General features: G+C 72.7%; 13 protein-coding genes. 4 read left to right on the plus strand and 9 right to left on the minus strand.

Features of this window, described 5'->3' with window-relative positions:
• Window positions 1-102 precede the first annotated feature (102 nt).
• Window positions 103-1,977 (plus strand): chloride channel protein, encoded by a 1,875-nt coding sequence (locus WMF14_RS25255; RefSeq protein WP_437790134.1) that lies wholly within the window; start codon window positions 103-105, stop codon window positions 1,975-1,977.
• A 38-nt stretch (window positions 1,978-2,015) separates the two neighbouring features.
• Here the strand turns inward: WMF14_RS25255 and WMF14_RS25260 are convergent, their stop codons facing one another.
• From WMF14_RS25260 to WMF14_RS25270, 3 genes are all read right to left on the minus strand, one after another.
• The gene (locus WMF14_RS25260; protein ID WP_437790136.1) at window positions 2,016-3,296 is read right to left on the minus strand and encodes a cation:dicarboxylate symporter family transporter; all 1,281 of its coding nucleotides are present in this window, start codon (window positions 3,294-3,296) and stop codon (window positions 2,016-2,018) included.
• 459 nt (window positions 3,297-3,755) lie between these two features.
• Window positions 3,756-4,169, minus strand: a complete 414-nt coding sequence (locus tag WMF14_RS25265; RefSeq protein WP_437790138.1) for a hypothetical protein — start codon at window positions 4,167-4,169, stop codon at window positions 3,756-3,758.
• Window positions 4,170-4,289: 120 nt separating this feature from the next.
• On the minus strand, window positions 4,290-5,648 hold the full coding sequence (locus tag WMF14_RS25270) for an FAD-dependent monooxygenase (RefSeq protein ID WP_437804292.1): 1,359 nt from the start codon (window positions 5,646-5,648) through the stop codon (window positions 4,290-4,292).
• 88 nt (window positions 5,649-5,736) lie between these two features.
• Between WMF14_RS25270 and WMF14_RS25275 the strand changes: the two genes are divergently transcribed.
• Window positions 5,737-6,282 carry a TetR/AcrR family transcriptional regulator gene (locus WMF14_RS25275; protein ID WP_437790139.1) on the plus strand — a complete coding sequence of 182 codons (546 nt, stop codon included), beginning with the start codon at window positions 5,737-5,739 and terminating at the stop codon, window positions 6,280-6,282.
• A gap of 350 nt (window positions 6,283-6,632) precedes the next feature.
• Here WMF14_RS25275 and lon read toward each other — a convergent pair whose 3' ends face one another.
• The 4 genes from lon to WMF14_RS25295 form a co-directional block, all read right to left on the minus strand.
• On the minus strand, window positions 6,633-9,032 hold the full coding sequence (lon, locus tag WMF14_RS25280; protein ID WP_437790141.1) for an endopeptidase La: 2,400 nt from the start codon (window positions 9,030-9,032) through the stop codon (window positions 6,633-6,635).
• A gap of 235 nt (window positions 9,033-9,267) precedes the next feature.
• A complete protein-coding gene (locus WMF14_RS25285; protein ID WP_437790143.1) occupies window positions 9,268-11,085 on the minus strand; it encodes an LA_2272 family surface repeat-containing protein in 1,818 nt (605 codons plus the stop codon).
• A 49-nt stretch (window positions 11,086-11,134) separates the two neighbouring features.
• Window positions 11,135-12,013, minus strand: coding sequence for a hypothetical protein (locus WMF14_RS25290; RefSeq protein ID WP_437790145.1), 879 nt, complete (start codon window positions 12,011-12,013; stop codon window positions 11,135-11,137).
• Window positions 12,010-12,612: an RNA polymerase sigma factor gene (locus WMF14_RS25295; RefSeq protein ID WP_272093424.1), complete on the minus strand. Its 603-nt coding sequence runs from the start codon at window positions 12,610-12,612 to the stop codon at window positions 12,010-12,012. Before WMF14_RS25295 ends, WMF14_RS25290 begins: the two co-directional genes overlap by 4 nt.
• Before the next feature lie 520 nt (window positions 12,613-13,132).
• Between WMF14_RS25295 and WMF14_RS25300 the strand changes: the two genes are divergently transcribed.
• Complete coding sequence (locus tag WMF14_RS25300; RefSeq protein WP_437790147.1) at window positions 13,133-13,624, plus strand: hypothetical protein; 492 nt, start codon at window positions 13,133-13,135, stop codon at window positions 13,622-13,624.
• A 56-nt stretch (window positions 13,625-13,680) separates the two neighbouring features.
• On the opposite strand, the gene WMF14_RS25305 is transcribed toward WMF14_RS25300, so the two are convergent.
• The gene (locus WMF14_RS25305) at window positions 13,681-14,382 is read right to left on the minus strand and encodes a glutathione S-transferase family protein (RefSeq protein ID WP_272093426.1); all 702 of its coding nucleotides are present in this window, start codon (window positions 14,380-14,382) and stop codon (window positions 13,681-13,683) included.
• Between the two features lie 18 nt (window positions 14,383-14,400).
• On the opposite strand from WMF14_RS25305, the gene gcvA reads away from it, so the two are divergent.
• A complete protein-coding gene (gene gcvA / locus WMF14_RS25310) occupies window positions 14,401-15,336 on the plus strand; it encodes a transcriptional regulator GcvA (protein WP_437790149.1) in 936 nt (311 codons plus the stop codon).
• Window positions 15,337-15,346: 10 nt separating this feature from the next.
• Here the strand turns inward: gcvA and WMF14_RS25315 are convergent, their stop codons facing one another.
• Window positions 15,347-15,979 (minus strand): TetR/AcrR family transcriptional regulator, encoded by a 633-nt coding sequence (locus WMF14_RS25315; protein WP_437322564.1) that lies wholly within the window; start codon window positions 15,977-15,979, stop codon window positions 15,347-15,349.
• Window positions 15,980-16,091: the final 112 nt, after the last annotated feature.

Below are 16,091 nucleotides of genomic sequence, written 5' to 3' on the forward strand. Positions count from 1 at the left end.
CACCGGACTGTCTCAGCCTCGTTGCGCCCGCGCCCGGACGCGACCATGACCATCGCCATGCCGGAACCAGTCCCAGCAAATCGCACCGGCGTGAGGCGACGGTTGCGCCCGTTCTCCGCGCTCATCTCAGAAATCGCGCCGCTCGATCTCCGGCTCGTCGGGCGCACGATCCTGCATGCCGTGCTCGTCGGGGCCATCGCGGGCCTGGTCGCGGTGCTCTTCTTCGGCGCCCTCGAGCTCGTCGAGGAGCTGCTCCTCGGCCATCTCGCCGGCTACGCGCGGCTTCGAGCCCACGGCGAGGCGATCTTCAGCGGCGGCGGCTCCGAGCACCGGAACGTCCGGCTCTGGTTGCTGCTGGTGATCCCGGCGCTCGGAGCGTTGGCCGGGGGCATCCTCACCTGGCGCCTCGCCCCCGAGGCCGCGGGCGGCGGCGGAGACGCGATGATCCAGGCCTTCCACCACCACGGCGGCCGGATGCGCAAGCGGGTCGCGTGGGTCAAGGCGATCGCGTCGATCCTCACCCTCGGCTCCGGCGGCTCCGGCGGTCGCGAGGGGCCGACGATGCAGATCGGAGGAGCGCTCGGCTCGCTCGTGGGGCGTGGGCTCGCGGTCGGCCGGCGCGAGCATCGCATCCTGATGCTCACAGGGGTCGCGGCCGGGATGTCCGCGATCTTCCGCACGCCGCTCGGCGCCGCGCTGCTCGCCGTCGAGGTGCTCTACCGCGACGATTTCGAGGCGGAGGCGCTGATCCCGGCGCTGCTGGCCAGCGTCGTCTCCTACTCGGTCTTCATCTCGTTCTTCGGCGAATCGACGCTCTTCGCGCACGCGCCCAAGTATGCGTTCATCCCGTCGCACCTCCCTCTCTATGCGCTGCTCGCGCTGGTCTTGGCCTTCGTCGCGATCGGCTTCTTGAAGTGCCTCGGCGGCGTGAAGGCGCTCGCGGCGCGCTTGCCGATCCCGCCCTGGGCACGTCCAGGGCTCGGCGGGCTCGCGCTGGGCCTCTTCTGCGTGCCCGTCCTCTGGTTCGTCGGCCGCAGGATCGACAGCCCCGGGCAAGGGCTCGGGCTGCTCGGCGGCGGCTACGGCGCCGTCCAGGTCGCGATCACCGGCGCGCCGTGGCTCCACCCGGGCTGGCGCGGCGTGGAGCTCCTGCTCCTGCTCTGCGCCGCCAAGATCGTCGCCTCGTCGCTCACGCTCGGCAGCGGCGGGTGCGCCGGCGACTTCGCTCCGTCGCTCGTCATCGGCGGCCTCTTTGGCGGCGCGTTCGGGCGCGCGGCGGCGCTCCTTCTCAACGACCCGCGCATCGATCCGGGCGCCTTCGCGCTCGTGGGCATGGGCACCTTCTACGGCGGCGTCGCGCACGTGCCGGTGAGCTCCCTCGTGATGGTGTGCGAGCTCGCCGGCAGCTACGACCTCCTGGTCCCGCTGATGCTCGCCGAGGGCGTCGCCTTCGTCGCGCTGCGGAAGCACTCGCTCTACCACGCGCAGCTCCCGACCCAGCGCGAGTCTCCCGCGCACCCGGTGCCGACGCTCGACGTGCTCAAGAGCATCCGCGTGCGGCAGATCATGATCGAGGAGTGCACGCTGGTGACGTTCGCGCCGGGGACGCCTGCCCGCGAGATGCTCCTGCGAGCCGCGGACGCGAGCTGGCAGGAGGTCTTCCCGGTGCTCGATACGTCGCGCCAGATGGTCGGCATCATCACCGGCGAATCGCTCCGGATCGTCGCGGTGGAGCACGACCTCGAGCGGATGACCGTGGCCGCCGACGCCATGCAACCGCCGGTGGCCGTGTCGGTCGCCGACGATCTGCGGACGGCGACCGAGGCGATGGTGGCGCACGGCGTCCGCGAGCTCCCGGTCGTCGACGGCGAGGGCGCGATCGTCGGGTTCGTGGACGAGGCCGACATTGGAAAGGCCTATCTGGAGGCGACCACGAGGCCCGCGCGCGCAGACGAAACACCGGTCCTGCTCGGCTGAGCTTCGCGCGCTCCGGGGTCAGCGCCCCGCGGCTGCGTTCACGGTGAAGCCGGGCGGGCGGTGCCGCTCGCTCCTGCGCCCCGCGCGCGGCGGCGCGTCAACCTGCCGAGCAGCTGGAGGGCGCTCACGCAGCTGTCGGTCGAGTTCTGGCCCGACCGGAAGGAGTCCGGGAGGCCGAAATTGAACCCGATGTAGAGCGCGATGAAGGAGGGGCGCAGGTGCGCGGGGATGTGCAGCGCCTCGCCGAGCGGGGCCGCGAACAGGGCGAGCTCGCCCGGCACGCCGGGCACGACATACCCGAGCAGGAACACGATCGGCACCACGAGCGTGAGCTCGAGCAGCGAGATCTGATGACCGACCACGCGGGCGGCGGCGCCCGCCATGACGAACGCGCAGATCAACGTGCCATTGACGTTGAGCCAGCCGCCGAGGCCCACCACGAAGAGCCTGAGCTCCTGCGGCACCGCCGGGTAACATTTGCGGACGAGGTGCAGGTTGAGCGGCGTCGCCAGCGCCTCGCTGCACGAGGCCCACAGCAGCGGATAGACCTTGAGCCAGTAGTTGACGAAATAGTCGCGCAGCGAGAACTCCGGGAGGGCGGCCTTCATCCTCAGCAGGCTCGCCGCATGGAAGCCGAGGCAGGCGGCGCCGACGATCCCGGACACGAGCAGGTAGGAGACCATGAGGCCACCGGCGCTGCCGGCGCCGAGCGAGAGCGACCCCATCGAGGCGCGCGCGAGGGGGCCTCCGTGCGTCTGCGTGGCGAGCTGCGCAGGCAGGCTCCGGAGGTAGGCGCCGAGCCCGAACATGAAGAGCGGGACCAGGCACTGCACGGCGCCTCCCGCGCGCTCCAGGGCATCCGCGGCGCGCTCCAGCGAGCGGGCGACCCGCGGCGCACGTAATGCCGCGAACGACGTCACGATGCCGGCGTAGAGGGCGACGAAGCACGGACTCGAGAGGACCAGGCCCGAGGAGCTGTAGAGGGTGCGCGCGGCCTCGAACGGCGCGCCCGTGCTGTGGCTGGGGAGCAGCGGGAGCCCGAACGCGAGCCAGGTGACGACGACCCCGAACAGGCACGCGGCCAGACGCTTGAGGGCGAGCCAACCCATGACGTACGCGAGCAGCCGCCCCGGGCGCCCTTGCCGGTGCAGGCTCACGAACGTCGGCACGAGGACGACGAAGATCACAGCCGGCGCCAGGGTGGTGTACCAGCGCATGAGGCCGTTCATGGCGCGGGTCGACCACCGCGCGACGCCGGTGTCTCGGCCGGACACGAGCAGGCCGAGCGCGAGAGCGAGGAGCGTCGCGACGGGCAGCATGCTCCTGAGTCGCTCCCGCAATCGACCTGAGCGGGGTGGGTCAGCCATCGGAGCGAGGAGCGCCATGTCTCCCCCCCAGGGAATGCCGCGCGCGCGCCGCTGCTCGTGACGGAGCCCCGGAGATCCATGGACACCCGGACGACGCTGCAGACGAACACGCCGATCGATCGGTTGTCACGTACTGGGACATGCACCTCGTGTTGACGCCTCGTTGCACATCCGGCGCCAGCAGCCGAGCGCAACGGAGCGCCAGCGCCTCCGAGCCCTCCGCGGCGCGCGTCGTGCCAGCGCGTCGCCATCGCGGCGGCCGCCGTGATGGTCGTGGGGTCCGTGGCGGCGGTGGCGATACGCTCCCGTCGCAAACACCGGCGAATCTGGCGGTGATGCCGCGCCGCTCCCGAAGAGCTCGTCCTTCGGCTCCACGAGCCGCAGGGTGAGCTCGACCCAGGGACCGCTTGCCTACTGCGCTCGCGTGGTGAAGAGGGACGTGATGGAGTCCAGGATATCCTGGATCGACAGGGCAGGAGGCGGCTTGTCCGGGTTGTCGAGGGCCCTATCCACGTAATGCCCGAGGTACTCCGTCGTGACGAACGCCGTGAACGCGTTCGTCACCGCGCCGGCCAGCGGGATCAGCCCCAGGGTCATGGTGAGCACGAGCCGAAGGGCGCCGCCGCCCCAGATGATCTGGTGGACCTGGGACCACGCCGCCTTCGAGAGGGACGCGCCTCGCTCCTTCGCGAGCGACGCCGTGAGCAGGTACTGGATGGGAATGACGAACAGCTGGTCCGAACCCGGGATCGGCTGGACGATGAAGCTGATGCCGGCAGCGCCAGCCGAGAATGCGTGCGTGGCGAGCCGTGCCCCTAGATCCATGGAGGAAGCTTAATGCCCGCTCGGCCGTCGAGAAGTGGCTCGCGCCGCTCGCCCGGGCGCGGGTTGAGGGAGCGATGTCCCGCGCCTCCCGCTTTTCATGGAACGCCGCGCGATCCATCCTCACATCTTCTCGTTGATGCCTTTCCGGAGGAGCACCAGTTCACCGGGGAGCTGGTCGCGAAGCCGAGGAGAAGACGTCAGCGGTAGCTGCTCGGCTCCCGTAGGGCCGGAATGCCCGCCAGCGGGCGCCTGATGGCGTGTCGCTGCGAGGCAGCGCGCGTACTCCTCGAGCGCGATCGAGTCGTGCAGCCGGACCCCATGGCTGCTCAGCTTGGCCAGCGCGCGCGACACCCCGCGCGGCGCCACGCTGACCAGGCGGCCGATCTGCGCCAGCGCCCACAGCTCGAACCGGCTGCCCGGGACCAGGCGCCTGGCGGCGTTCAGCGCGAACACCCGGCTGCGGCGCACGTAGTCGGCCAGCTTGCGCTCGCAGGCCTGGAACGCGCGCGCGTGGTCGCCGCCGGCCGCGGCCAGCTCACCGGCGAGGACATAGGCGCCCACCACCGCGAGGCTGGTGCTGCCGCCGACCGCCGGCCCCGGCGAATAGCCGGCGTCGCCGGTCAGGGTGACGCGCCCGCGTGACCACGAGTCCATGCGCAGCTGCGTGATCGAGTCGAAGTAGAACGCCGGGGTCCGATCGAGCTCGGCCATCAGCCGCGGCACCTCCCAGCCGGCCCCGGCAAACGCCTCGCGCAGCAATTGCTTCTGCCGCGCGACGTCTCGGTGGTGGACGTCGAGCTCGCGCGGGCTGCGGAACAGGAACACCGCGCGCGCGTCGTCGATCGTGTGCGAGCCATAGATCGCCGCCATCCGCCCGACCCCGCCGAGCACGATCGCGTGGTCGTGCAGCTCCAGGTAGTTGGGGATCGAGATCACCGCGAGGTAAGCGCCGATGAAACGCGCGAACTGCCGCTCCTCGCCGAACACCAGCCGCCGCACGTTCGAGTGCAGCCCGTCGGCGCCGATCACCAGATCGAAGCGCCGCGGCGCGCCGCGCTCGAACGTCACGTCGACGCCGGCCTCGTCCTCGGCGAGCGACGCGATCGAGTCGCCGAACACGTACTCGACGTCGCCCCGGGTCGCGTCGTGGAAGATCTCGCTGAGATCGTCGCGCATGATCTCGACGTGGCGGTCGGACACCGCGTGCATCAGCCGGCCGACGTCGACGTCGACCTGCCCTTGCACCCCCTCGCGCAGCAGCGTCATGCGCTCGGTGCCCGTCTTCTTGGCCTCGACCCGCGCTAGCACGCCCATCCGCTCGACGATGTCCATCGCCGGCCGAAACAGATCCACCGCGTGGCCGCCCGTCTTGCGCAGCGTCGGCGCGCGCTCCACCACCGTCGGCCGAAACCCGTGCCGCTTGAGCCAGTAGGCCAGCACCGGACCGGCGATGCTGGCCCCCGAAATGAGGATCTCCATGGGCCCCTCCTTACTTACCGATAGGTAAGCACGCGACCCCACCTCGCACAAGGCTTACCGATCGGTAAGTAACCGCTACACTGCGCGGGTGACCCGAGCCCGGCCCTCCGACACCAAGGCGCGAATCCAGGCGGTGGCGCGCGAGCTGTTCGCGCGCCAGGGAGTCCAGCGGACCAGCCTGCGCGAGATCGCCGATCACCTCGGCATCACCAAGCCCGCGCTCTACTACCACTTCGACTCGCGCGAATCGCTCGTCGCCAGCATCGTCGAGCCGCTGCTCGCGGACGTGGACGCGTTCATCGCCGAGCGCGAGGGCGGCCCGCAGCCTGACCCCCGAGCCCTTCTCGCCGACTACTTCGATCTCCTGCACCGCCACCGCGACACCCTCACGATGGTGGTCCGCGACCTCGCAACGCTCGCCTACCTCGACCTCGGCATGCGCATGATCGAGTGGCGCCGCCGCCTGATGCGCCTTCTCATCGGCCCCCGCCCCTCGCTCGCCGCCCGCGCCCGCGCCGTCGTCGCCATCGGCGGCCTCTCCGACTGCGTCATCGAGTTCACCGACGTACCGATGGAGAAGGTCAAGTCGCTCGCCGTCGAGGCCGCCTTGGCCGCCCTCGGACCAACGTCATGAATCGCGTACCCACGCATTACTGCCGTGCAGCTCGGCGCCCTTTGACTGGCGCTCACAAGACAACGTGAGCGCCGGCGGGGGGCTGTGCGCGGCGGCGCGCGGGTGGGCGCGGCGAGCACCGAACGAGGTGCCATAACCTCTCAGGGGGCTCTACGTCCCAGGCGCGCCTTATGTGGCGCGCAACGAGACGTCTCAGAAGGCATGGCCCGAAGTGAGACATGCCGGGCGGTGTTCTCAGCGCAAGCTCCCCGGCCCCAGTCTTGGCGGATGGCCGAGCGCCCACCCGCGCGCCGCCGCGCACAGCCCCCCGCCGGCGCGGCGGCTCGGCTCAGCCCCTCTCTCCCTGTCCGCTACGCGGCCGCCGCCGGCTCTCCCGCCGCCGCCCCCGCCGCGCCGCCCGGAGCCGCGGCCTCGATCGGCGCCTCCTCCAGCGCCGCCGCGATCACCTGGCTCATGTCCTCCACGAAGATGAGCTCCAGCTCGGCCCGCACCTCCTTCGGGATCTCCTCAGCGTCGCGCGCGTTCTTCTGCGGCAGGATGACCCGCGTGATCCCCGCGCGGTGCGCCGCCAGCACCTTGGACTTGATCCCGCCGACCGGCAGCACCCGCCCGCGCAGCGTGCACTCGCCCGTCATCGCCGTGTCCGAGCGCACCCGTCGCCCGGAGAGGAGCGACGTCAGCGCCGTGAACATCGTCACGCCCGCGGACGGCCCGTCCTTGGGCACGCCGCCCGCAGGGACGTGGATGTGCAGGTCCTCGGCCTCGAGCTTCGCCGTGTCGACGCCGAGCTCGACCGCGTGGCTGCGCACATAGGTGAGCGCCGCCTTCGCCGACTCCTTCATCACGTCGCCGAGCTGGCCCGTGATCTCGACCCTCCCCTTCCCCGGCATCCGCGACGTCTCGATGAACAGGATGTCCCCGCCCACCGGCGTCCAGGCGAGCCCTGTCGCAACACCAGCGACGCTCGTCCGCTCCGCCACGTCGCTGAAGAACCGGATCTTGCCGAGGTACGTCCCGAGATCGCTCGCCTCGACCACCACGCGCGGCGCCTTGCCGTCCGCCGCGCGCGCGATCTCCAGCGCGACCGCCCGGCAGAGCTTCTTGATCTCCCGGCCCAGCTGCCGCACCCCGGCCTCGCGCGTGTAGTCACGCACGATCGCCGCGAGCGCCTCGTCCGTGATCGACAGCGACGCCGGGTCGATCGCGTGCTCCTTGAGCTGCTTCGGGACGAGGTGCGACCGCGCGATCGCGATCTTCTCGTCCGGCGTGTAGCCGGACAGCTCGATGACCTCGAGCCGGTCCCGGAGCGGCGCCGAGAGCGCGCCGAGATCGTTCACCGTGCAGAGGAAGACGACCTCCGACAGATCGAACGGGAGCTCCAGGTAGTGGTCGACAAACGTCCGGTTCTGCTCCGGATCGAGCACCTCCAGGAGCGCCGCCTCGGGCGAGCCCCGCCACCCGGCGCCCAGCTTGTCGACCTCGTCGAGGAGCACGATCGGGTTCCTCACCTTGGCCTTCTTCAGCGCGTGCACGATCCGGCCGGGCAGCGCGCCGACGTACGTCCGCCGGTGGCCGCGCAGCTCCGCCTCGTCGTGCACCCCGCCGAGCGAGATGCGCACGAACGGGCGGCCCGTGGCGTCGGCGATCGACTGGCCGAGCGAGGTCTTGCCCACGCCGGGCGGGCCCGCGAAGCACAGGATCGTCGCGCGCGCCTTCCCGGTCAGCTTGAGCACCGCCATGTGCTCCAGGATGCGGCGCTTCACGTCGTCGAGGCCGCGATGATCCTCGTCGAGCTTCGCCTTCACAGCGTCGAGGTCGTCCGTCACCTCCGCCCTCGCGCTCCACGGCAGGTCCGCGATCCACTCGAGGTACGTGCGGATCACGTTGTGCTCCGCGCTCTGCGGGCCGACCGAGTCGAGCCGGCGGAGCTCCCGATCGGCGACCGCGCGCGCCTCCTCGGGGAGCCCGGCCTCGTCGAGGCGCCGCCGGAGGGCCGACAGCTCGTCCTCGCCCTCCTCGCCGCCCGCGAGCTCCTTCTGGATGGCCCGGAGCTGCTCGCGGAGGATCGCCTCGCGCTGGCCCTTGCCGAGCTCGCGCCGCACGTCGCCGTCGATCTTCTTCTTCAGGTCCGCCAGCGCGGACGCCTCGGCGAGCAGGCCGGCGACCCGCTGGAGCCGCGGCACCACCCGGAGCTCCGAGAGCACCTCCATCTCCTTCTCGGTGGGCAGGCCGAGCGCGCCGGCGACCTGATCCGCGAAGACGCCCGGCTCCGCCCGGCTCGTCGCGGCGATCTCGGCGAGGTTGGTCCCCGTCTTCGGGCCGACCTCCCGGGCGCGCTCGCGCAGCGACGCCGCGAGCAGGCGCGCCTCCTCGGCGTCGCCGAGGAACTCGGGCGCGAGCGTGCCCTCGGCCCGCCACGTCGGCTCGGTCTCGACCAGGGCCGAGAGCGCGAAGCGATCGAGACCCTCGATCACCAGCCGGTAGCCGTTCGAGACGCGCGAGATGTCGACGACCCGGGCGAACGTGCCGATGTCGTGGAGGTCCTCGCGCCGCGGATCCTCGCGCTTCGGATCGCGCTGCGCGATGACGCCGATCACGTCGCCGGCGTGGACGGCGTTGAGCAGCGCCACCGAGCGGGGGCGACCCACCGGGAGCGTGAGCACGGTGCCGGGAAAGAGGACGCCGGTGCGGAGCGGGAGCAGGGGAAAAGGGGAACGAGGCGCGCTGGCGCCGCTGCGAAGCTGGCTCATGCGAACTCCTGTGGCAGCGGTCGGCTCGCGCCATCCGTGCCGGATCGGTGGAAGGTTCGGTTGACTGCGTGGACAGCGCGCCGCACCTCCGCCCGTGAGGGCGGCGCGGCGCGCGGAGGGGCTCACGTAGACCGCCGCGAGCAACCGCTCGGGCGAGCTCCATGAATCGATGAACGAAAAGTAAATTCGTTCACGCGCCCGTCAACCCGCCCCGCCAGCGAGCGCGACGGCTGGATCAGAACGCCTGGACGCCGAGCACGACGCCGGGCCAGGCGCGCTCGGTGCTGCTGGCGTCGGAGCCGAGGGGGGCGCTGCCGTAGGGGCTGAGCTGGGCGTCCTTCGGGGTGCCGCTGAACGCGACGTTGACGCTGGGGCCTCCGAAGATCGCGAGCTCCGGGAAGAGGCGGAAGCCGAGGAGCGCGCGCGCCTGCGCGATCGTGGCCGCGGGCTTGAGGGTCGAGGGCTCGTGGAGCGTGTACCCGAGCACGTCGAGGTCGATGTAGGCGCGCTGGTGGATGGAGATACGGCCGCCCAGGCCGAGCGCGGAGACCAGGAGAGGGCGGTTGCCGATCGTGCGAAGGCCGACGCCGTAGATGTTGTGGATGTGGTCGCTCCCGTTCTTGAGGCCGGCCACCACGATGCCGGACTCGAGCCCCCAGACGTCGACGTGCAGGCGGCCCTTGCGGATGAAGTTGAACAGCCCGAGCGAGAACGGCGATTCGTCGGCGTAGTTGACGAGGCCGATCTGCGCGCCCCCCACCTTGCCGGTCGCGACGTTCAGGAGCCCGATCTGCAGGCCTGTCGACTCGCCCGCGGCCACGTTGGCCACGCTGATCTGCGTGCCTGTCGACTTGCCCACGGCCACGTTGGCGACGCCGACCTGCACGTCGGTCGCTGCGCCCGCGGCGACGTTGGCCACGCCGACCTGCACGTCGGTCGCGTCGCTCACGGCGACATTGGCCATGCCGACCTGCAGGTCGATCGAGGCGCCCGCCGCGACGTTGGCCGCGCCGAGCTGCGCCCCGTCCACGGCGCCCATGGCGACGTTGAACACGCCGCCCTGCGCGCCCGTGACCGGGCCTGCGGCGACGTTGAGCGAGCCGACCTGCGCGCCCTGGAGCGAGCCGGCGACGTTGAGCCCCATCGTGATCTGCGCGCCGCGCGCCGGACCGAGCACGAGGTTGGCGACGGACGAGAGCTGCGCGCCGCACAGGAACGACGACGCGATGTTGACCCCGAGGCCGAGCTCGAGGCCCGCGACGCCCGCCGTGTACCCGGCGATGAGGTTCAGCGAGTAGCGGCGGACGACGTTCGTGCCGTCGAAGGTCGAGGTGCCGACGAGCGGGAGAACGTCGGCGCCGAGGAGGACGGCCTTCGCGCCGGGGAGCGCGCACCGAGGAGGCTCCGGGGCCGCGGCGCGCGCGGCCTGCGCGCCGCGTCCGGCCTGCGCGGGGCGCGCGCCGCGGGGAGGCGCGGACTTCTCGCCTGCAGCGGGCGGCGCCGGGCGCGCCGCGGTCTCCGGCTGCGCGGCGGGCGGGGCCTCGGGCGGGCGCTTGCCGAACGCCGCCGCGAGCTCCGCCGCCTCGTCCCGGACGAGGTTGCCCGCGAGCAGGGCGATCGCCTCGGCGGCGCGATCGGGCTCCGCGGGGACGTCGATGGTGCGCTCGATGCGGCGGCCGTCCGCGGCGCTGTAGCTCAGCGTGACGCGGCCGTCGGGCTCGCCGCGAAGGACGAGCGTGGGGCGCCCGGCGGTCGCCGCGGGGGCCAGCGTCACGCCGGCGCCGAGCTCGCTCCCGATGGCGGCGCGCACCGCGTCGGGATCGAGCGTCCACGGCGCGCCGTCGACGACGAGATCGACGCCCGAGGCGCTCGGCTCCTCGGCGAGCGCAGGCGCGGGAGGCGCGGTGACCGCGGCGAGCGCGCCCGCCGCCGCGAGCGCATGCAGAAGGAGGACGCCCGCGCGGAGGCCTGCGCCGCGCGCGGACGTCTTCCGGTCACCGCGCGGCGAGCCCCGCGGCGGCGCGGGGAGAGGTGCGAGGGCGGGTGTGTTCATCGACCGTGCTGTGCCCGCTCGCGTCGCGTTCGTTCACGCGCCGCGACGTTCACTCGTCCGCGCCGCGCATCGCCTCGAGCAGCGAGCGCGACTCGTCCTTTCGGTAGCCGCCGAAGGCGCCCTGCGCGAACGGCTCGAGCGCCCGCCGCGCCTCGTCCGCGCGGCCGAGGCGCACCAGGCAGAGGGCGCGGTTGTACTGGGCCTCCACCGCGAAGCGGCCGCGCGGGGCGGCGGCCAGGTACGCGTTCCACGCGGCGAGCGCGGCCGCCGGGCTGCGCTCGACGAAGTGCGCGCGGTGCGCCGCCTGATAGAGCGCGTCCGCGTCGGGGCCGGCCGGCGGGCGCTCGATGGCCTGCGGATCGCCCGCGGCCGGCCGCGGCGCGGCTGGCAGGCGCGCAGCGCTCGGCGCGACGGCCGCGACCTGGCGCGAGGCCGACCGGACCGGCGCGACCGCCAGCACCGGCGCGCGCGGCGGCGCGGGGGCGATCGGGGGCTCCGCGATGGGCGCAGGCAGCGGCGGCTGCTCCGGCGCGACCACCTCCGCGCTCGCCTCGGCCTCCGGCGGCGCGGGCGCCTCGGCCTCCGGCGGCGCAGGCGCCTCGGCCGCGTGCCGCGGTCCGGACAGCACGCGGTGCGGCGGCGGCGCGGGCGGCATGCTGGGCGCCTCGGAGACGCGCAGCCCGAGCCGCGACGCGACGTCGTCCCAGCCGCCTGGAAACCAGCGCGCGGCCGAGGCCCACGCGACCGAGCCGACGAGCACGGCGGCCAGCGGGACCACCACGCGGACCATCGCGAGGCGACGGGCGCGCTGGGCCTTCAGGCTCCTCATCACGCGGGCGCGCGTCTCGTCGCGGCGGCCGCGCGACGCGTCTGCCTCCGCGCGCAGCGCGCGCGCGGCGTCGCGGAGCACGTCGTCCTTCTCCTTCACGGCGCCCTCTCTTCCAGCAGCGTCCGGAGCTTCTGCTTGGCGTGGAACAGCCGCGTGCGCACGGTGGCCTCGGGCACGCCCATGATCTCGGATGCCTCCCGTGCGCTGCGCTCCTCGACCTCGCAGAGCACGAACGCCACGCGCTGCGCCGTCGGCAGCGCGTCGAGGGCGCGGTTCAGGGCCTGGGCGAGCGCGGCGCGGCCGGCCTCCCGCTCGGGGCTCGACGCCTGCTCCTCGTCCGGCTCCAGGGCGAGCCGCTCCATGGCCGCGCGGCGCCGCGCCGCCGAGCGGAGGTGGTGGCGGGCGTGGTTGACCGCGATCGCGATGAGGAACGTCTTGAGCGACGAGCCGCCGCGGAACCGCTGCGCGGCCTGCGGCAGGCTGAGGAAGACGTCGTGGGCCAGGTCCTCGGCGGACGCGTCGTCGCCGGTGAGGCGGCGGGCGAACCCGCGCACCGCGCCGTAGTGCTTGTCGTACGCCTCGCCGACCGCCGCGGCGTCCCCGCGCCGCAGCCGCTCGACGAGGTCCTCCTCCGCGTCCTGCGCGCGCTCGGCGCCGCGGGCGAAGAAGAACGGCATGAGGAGCGCCATGGTCTTCATCGGTCGCCACCTCTCCCCGGCGCGCGGGGGCTCGACGTCGCCGGACGGCTCTGCCCCCGGAAAACCCGCTGCTCGCTCCGTCCCATCTCGGTCCATCCCTGCGCCATCATCGTTACACCCGAACGCGCCCGGCGGCGTTGCCCGTTTGCCATCAACAAGCGTCGGAGAGCCCGGGGCGACATGAGGCACACCCCGTCGTGCCCGGCGTGGAGGAGAGCGTTCATGGTCGGCGCGTCGGTTTCGTGCCCGGAGGGGTCCGGAACGTTCAACGCCGGTCGGCAAAATCGACCGCCGGGGGTCCGGACGGCTGAAATCGACGGCCAGGGGGCGCGATCGACCGCCGGGGTCCATCCCGCCGCCCGGGAGCTCCGGACCGGCGGCCGTCGAGATCGTGCGCAGGGGCGCGACCCGTTGAACGGAGCGCGTAGCAGCGGGCACGCAGCTCCGAGTGGGCAGAGGGCGCCGCGCCGACGAGCCGCGCCGCTGCCCTGGATCCATCGCTGATCAGGAGTGATGACACATGAACATGCGCACGGCCTTCGAATGGGGTCTCGGTCTCTCTTTGTCCTTTATCTCGATGACGACGGTCGGTTGCTACATCGAGACTGGCGACGACTGCGACTGGAGCGATGACTGTATCGACCAGCCCGGCGCCCCCGACGCTCCCGACTTCGAGCGCCCGGATCCGGACGAGGACACCGACGGTGAGGACGGCGCGAGCAGCAGCGGTGGCGAAAGCAGCGCGAGCAGCGGCGGCGAGAGCAGCGCGAGCGGCGGCGGCGAAAGCTCACCAGGGACCCCGGGCGCCTGCCAGGCGTCGTGCGACTGCCCGAGCGGCGACGTGTGCGTCGAAGGGACCTGCAAGACACCGTGCGCGGCCTCGTGCGAGTGTCCCGAGGGCGACTCGTGCGAGGGTGGCTATTGCGCGCCCCCGCCGGAGCCGGCCATCTCCTGCGAGGCGAACTGCGATTGCCCGAGCGGCAGCGAGTGCGTCGAGGGCGTCTGCAGCTGAGGCGAACTGGTGAATCCTGCGAAGCGGGGCGATGAGCGCAGCGGGGGAGCCCAGGCTCACCGCGACGGGATGAGCCGCTCGAGCCGGGATATGTACCCCGGCAGCTCCGCCGCCAGCGCTCCCGGCAGCGCCCGGTCCGCCTCGAACAACATCGCCAGGTTGCCGTAAAGCGCCGCGTCCGCGAGGCTCGGGGCCTCGCCGAACAGGAACGGCGCTCGCTTCAGCGTCCTGACGGTCGGCGCGAGCAGGGTCCGCGCGCGATCGAGCAGCGCCGGCGTGTCGCGCTCCCACTGCTCGATACAGCCGGCGCCGAACTTGCGCTCCTTGATCAGCGTGTACAGAGCGCGCTGACCCGGCCGCTCCCAGGCGTCGCGGATGCGCGGCGACGCGATCCGAAACAGCACGTCCTCGAGCGGTCCGTCGCAGAAATCCGCGTACGCCCAGACCGGCCCCTCGAGGGCGTCCAGCGTCAAGCGCCTGGCGGCAGGGTCCTCGAGCAGGAGCTCGCAGATCCGCCGCGACTCGACCGTCACCTGGCCGTCGTCGCCGACCAGCACGGGCACGTAGATATAGCCGCCGGTCACGCGGGCCAGCTCGTCGCGATCGTCGTACGGCACCTCGACCAGCTCGTACGGGCGAGCCAAAAGGTCGAGAAGCATCTGAACTTTGCGGGCGAAGGGGCTATATCGGAGTCGGTAGAGCTTCATGGCTCCCGGGATACCCCGGCGCAGCAGGACGAGCGAACGAATGTTTTCCATGAACCATGAGAAATTCTCATGACCGGCCCCGCCCCGGGGGATCGCCCTCCGCCGCTGCCTTCGCTCACCGCCCTGCAGGCGTTCGAGGCCGCGGCGCGCCATGCGAGCGTCACCCACGCGGCGCGCGAGCTGGGCGTGACCCAGACAGCCGTCAGCCACCAGATCCGCGCCCTCGAGGACACGCTGGAGACGGCGCTGTTTCGGCGCTCGCCGCACGGTATCAGCCTGACGGAGGACGGCGAGCGCTGGGCTGCGGAGCTGGGCGTCGTGTTCGCCCGGCTGCGCGAGGCGAACGCCCGCTTGCGGCGGCCCGCCGCGGACGCGCGGCCCGCCGTATCGGTCAGCGTCACGCCGTCGTTCGGGGCGCGCTGGCTCGTGCCGCGGCTCGGGCAGTTCCTTGTGACCCACCCGGAGGTGGACGTGCGCATCTCCGCCACCGAGCGCCTCATCGATCTCGCGAGAGAGCCGGTGGACATCGGCATCCGTTATGGCCTCGGCAGCTACCCCGGCCTGGTCACCGTCAAGCTGGCGGACGACGCCCTGATCGTGGCCGCCGCGCCGAGCGTCGCGAGCAAGCGCGCGCGCTGGCGCGTCGAGGACCTGAGCCACGAGGTGTTGCTCGGCGACGACCACCCCGACGCCTGGGGCCGCTGGTTTCGCGAGCGCTCGCGCCGCCTCCCGGCCCGGGTGCGCCAGAGCCAGCTCACCGACTCGTCGATGCTCGTGGATGCGGCGGTGCGCGGCCAGGGGGTGGCGCTCGCGCGCTGGTCGCTCGCGGCCGCAGAGCTCGATCTCGGCCGCCTGGTGCTGCTCTTTCCCAGGCTCCCGGCGCTGCCGACGGGCCTCGCCTACTACCTCGTGAGCACGCGCGCGAGCCTGCGGCGAAAGCCGGTGGCCGCCTTCAGGGACTGGGTCGTATCCGAGGCCGCGAGCCTGCGCAGGCCCGGAGGCTGACGGCGCGGACTCAGCGCTCGGGCTTGCGGGCGGCGCGGGCAGGCTCGCGGCCGACGAGGCCGTAAAGGACGATCCGGTGGACCGCGGACAGCATCGCCTCCACCTCTTCACGGGAGCTCTGGAACAGCCACGGAGGCGCGAAGCTCGCATAGGCGCGCAGGAGGGCGCGCGCGGTGAGCTCGGGGTCGGCGGCGTCGAGCTCGCCGGCGCCAGCGCCGCGCGCGACGAGATCGCGGAGGAGCGCGCGCTCCTCGTCGAGGAAGCGGGCGTGGGCTGCCTTCACGGCGCGGCTCTGGCAATGCACGAGATCGCACGCGTGCGCGCCCGAGCCGGCGAGCTCAAGGAAAGCGCGCGCGCGGGCGTCGAACACCGCCCGCAGCCGGTCGCAAAAGGGCACGCCGTCCCCGGCCGCGGCGGCGCGCATCGCGGCCATGACGGCGCGGTGCTCGCCCTGGGAGAGCTCCTCGACGATGGCGTCCTTCGAGGCGAACTCCAGGTACACGGCGCCGACCGCGATCTCGGCCTCGCGCGCGATATCGGCGACCGTGGTCTTGGCAGGCCCGTACCGGCGGAGGAGCCGCTCTGTCGCCTCGAGGATCCGCTGGCGTCGCTCACTGGCGCCGCCGGGGTAACCGTGCTCCATGAGGTGAGCGATGTTCTCCCGGATTCACGGCCGGGGGAAGCGTCCTGGCGGGAGGACGGGAGCGACCATGGGGACGCCACGGCGCGCCGGCAGGGGCGGCGGCGCGCCGGCG

This window comes from Sorangium sp. So ce693 (genome assembly GCF_051521375.1).
Taxonomy (GTDB): domain Bacteria; phylum Myxococcota_A; class Polyangia; order Polyangiales; family Polyangiaceae; genus Sorangium; species Sorangium atrum.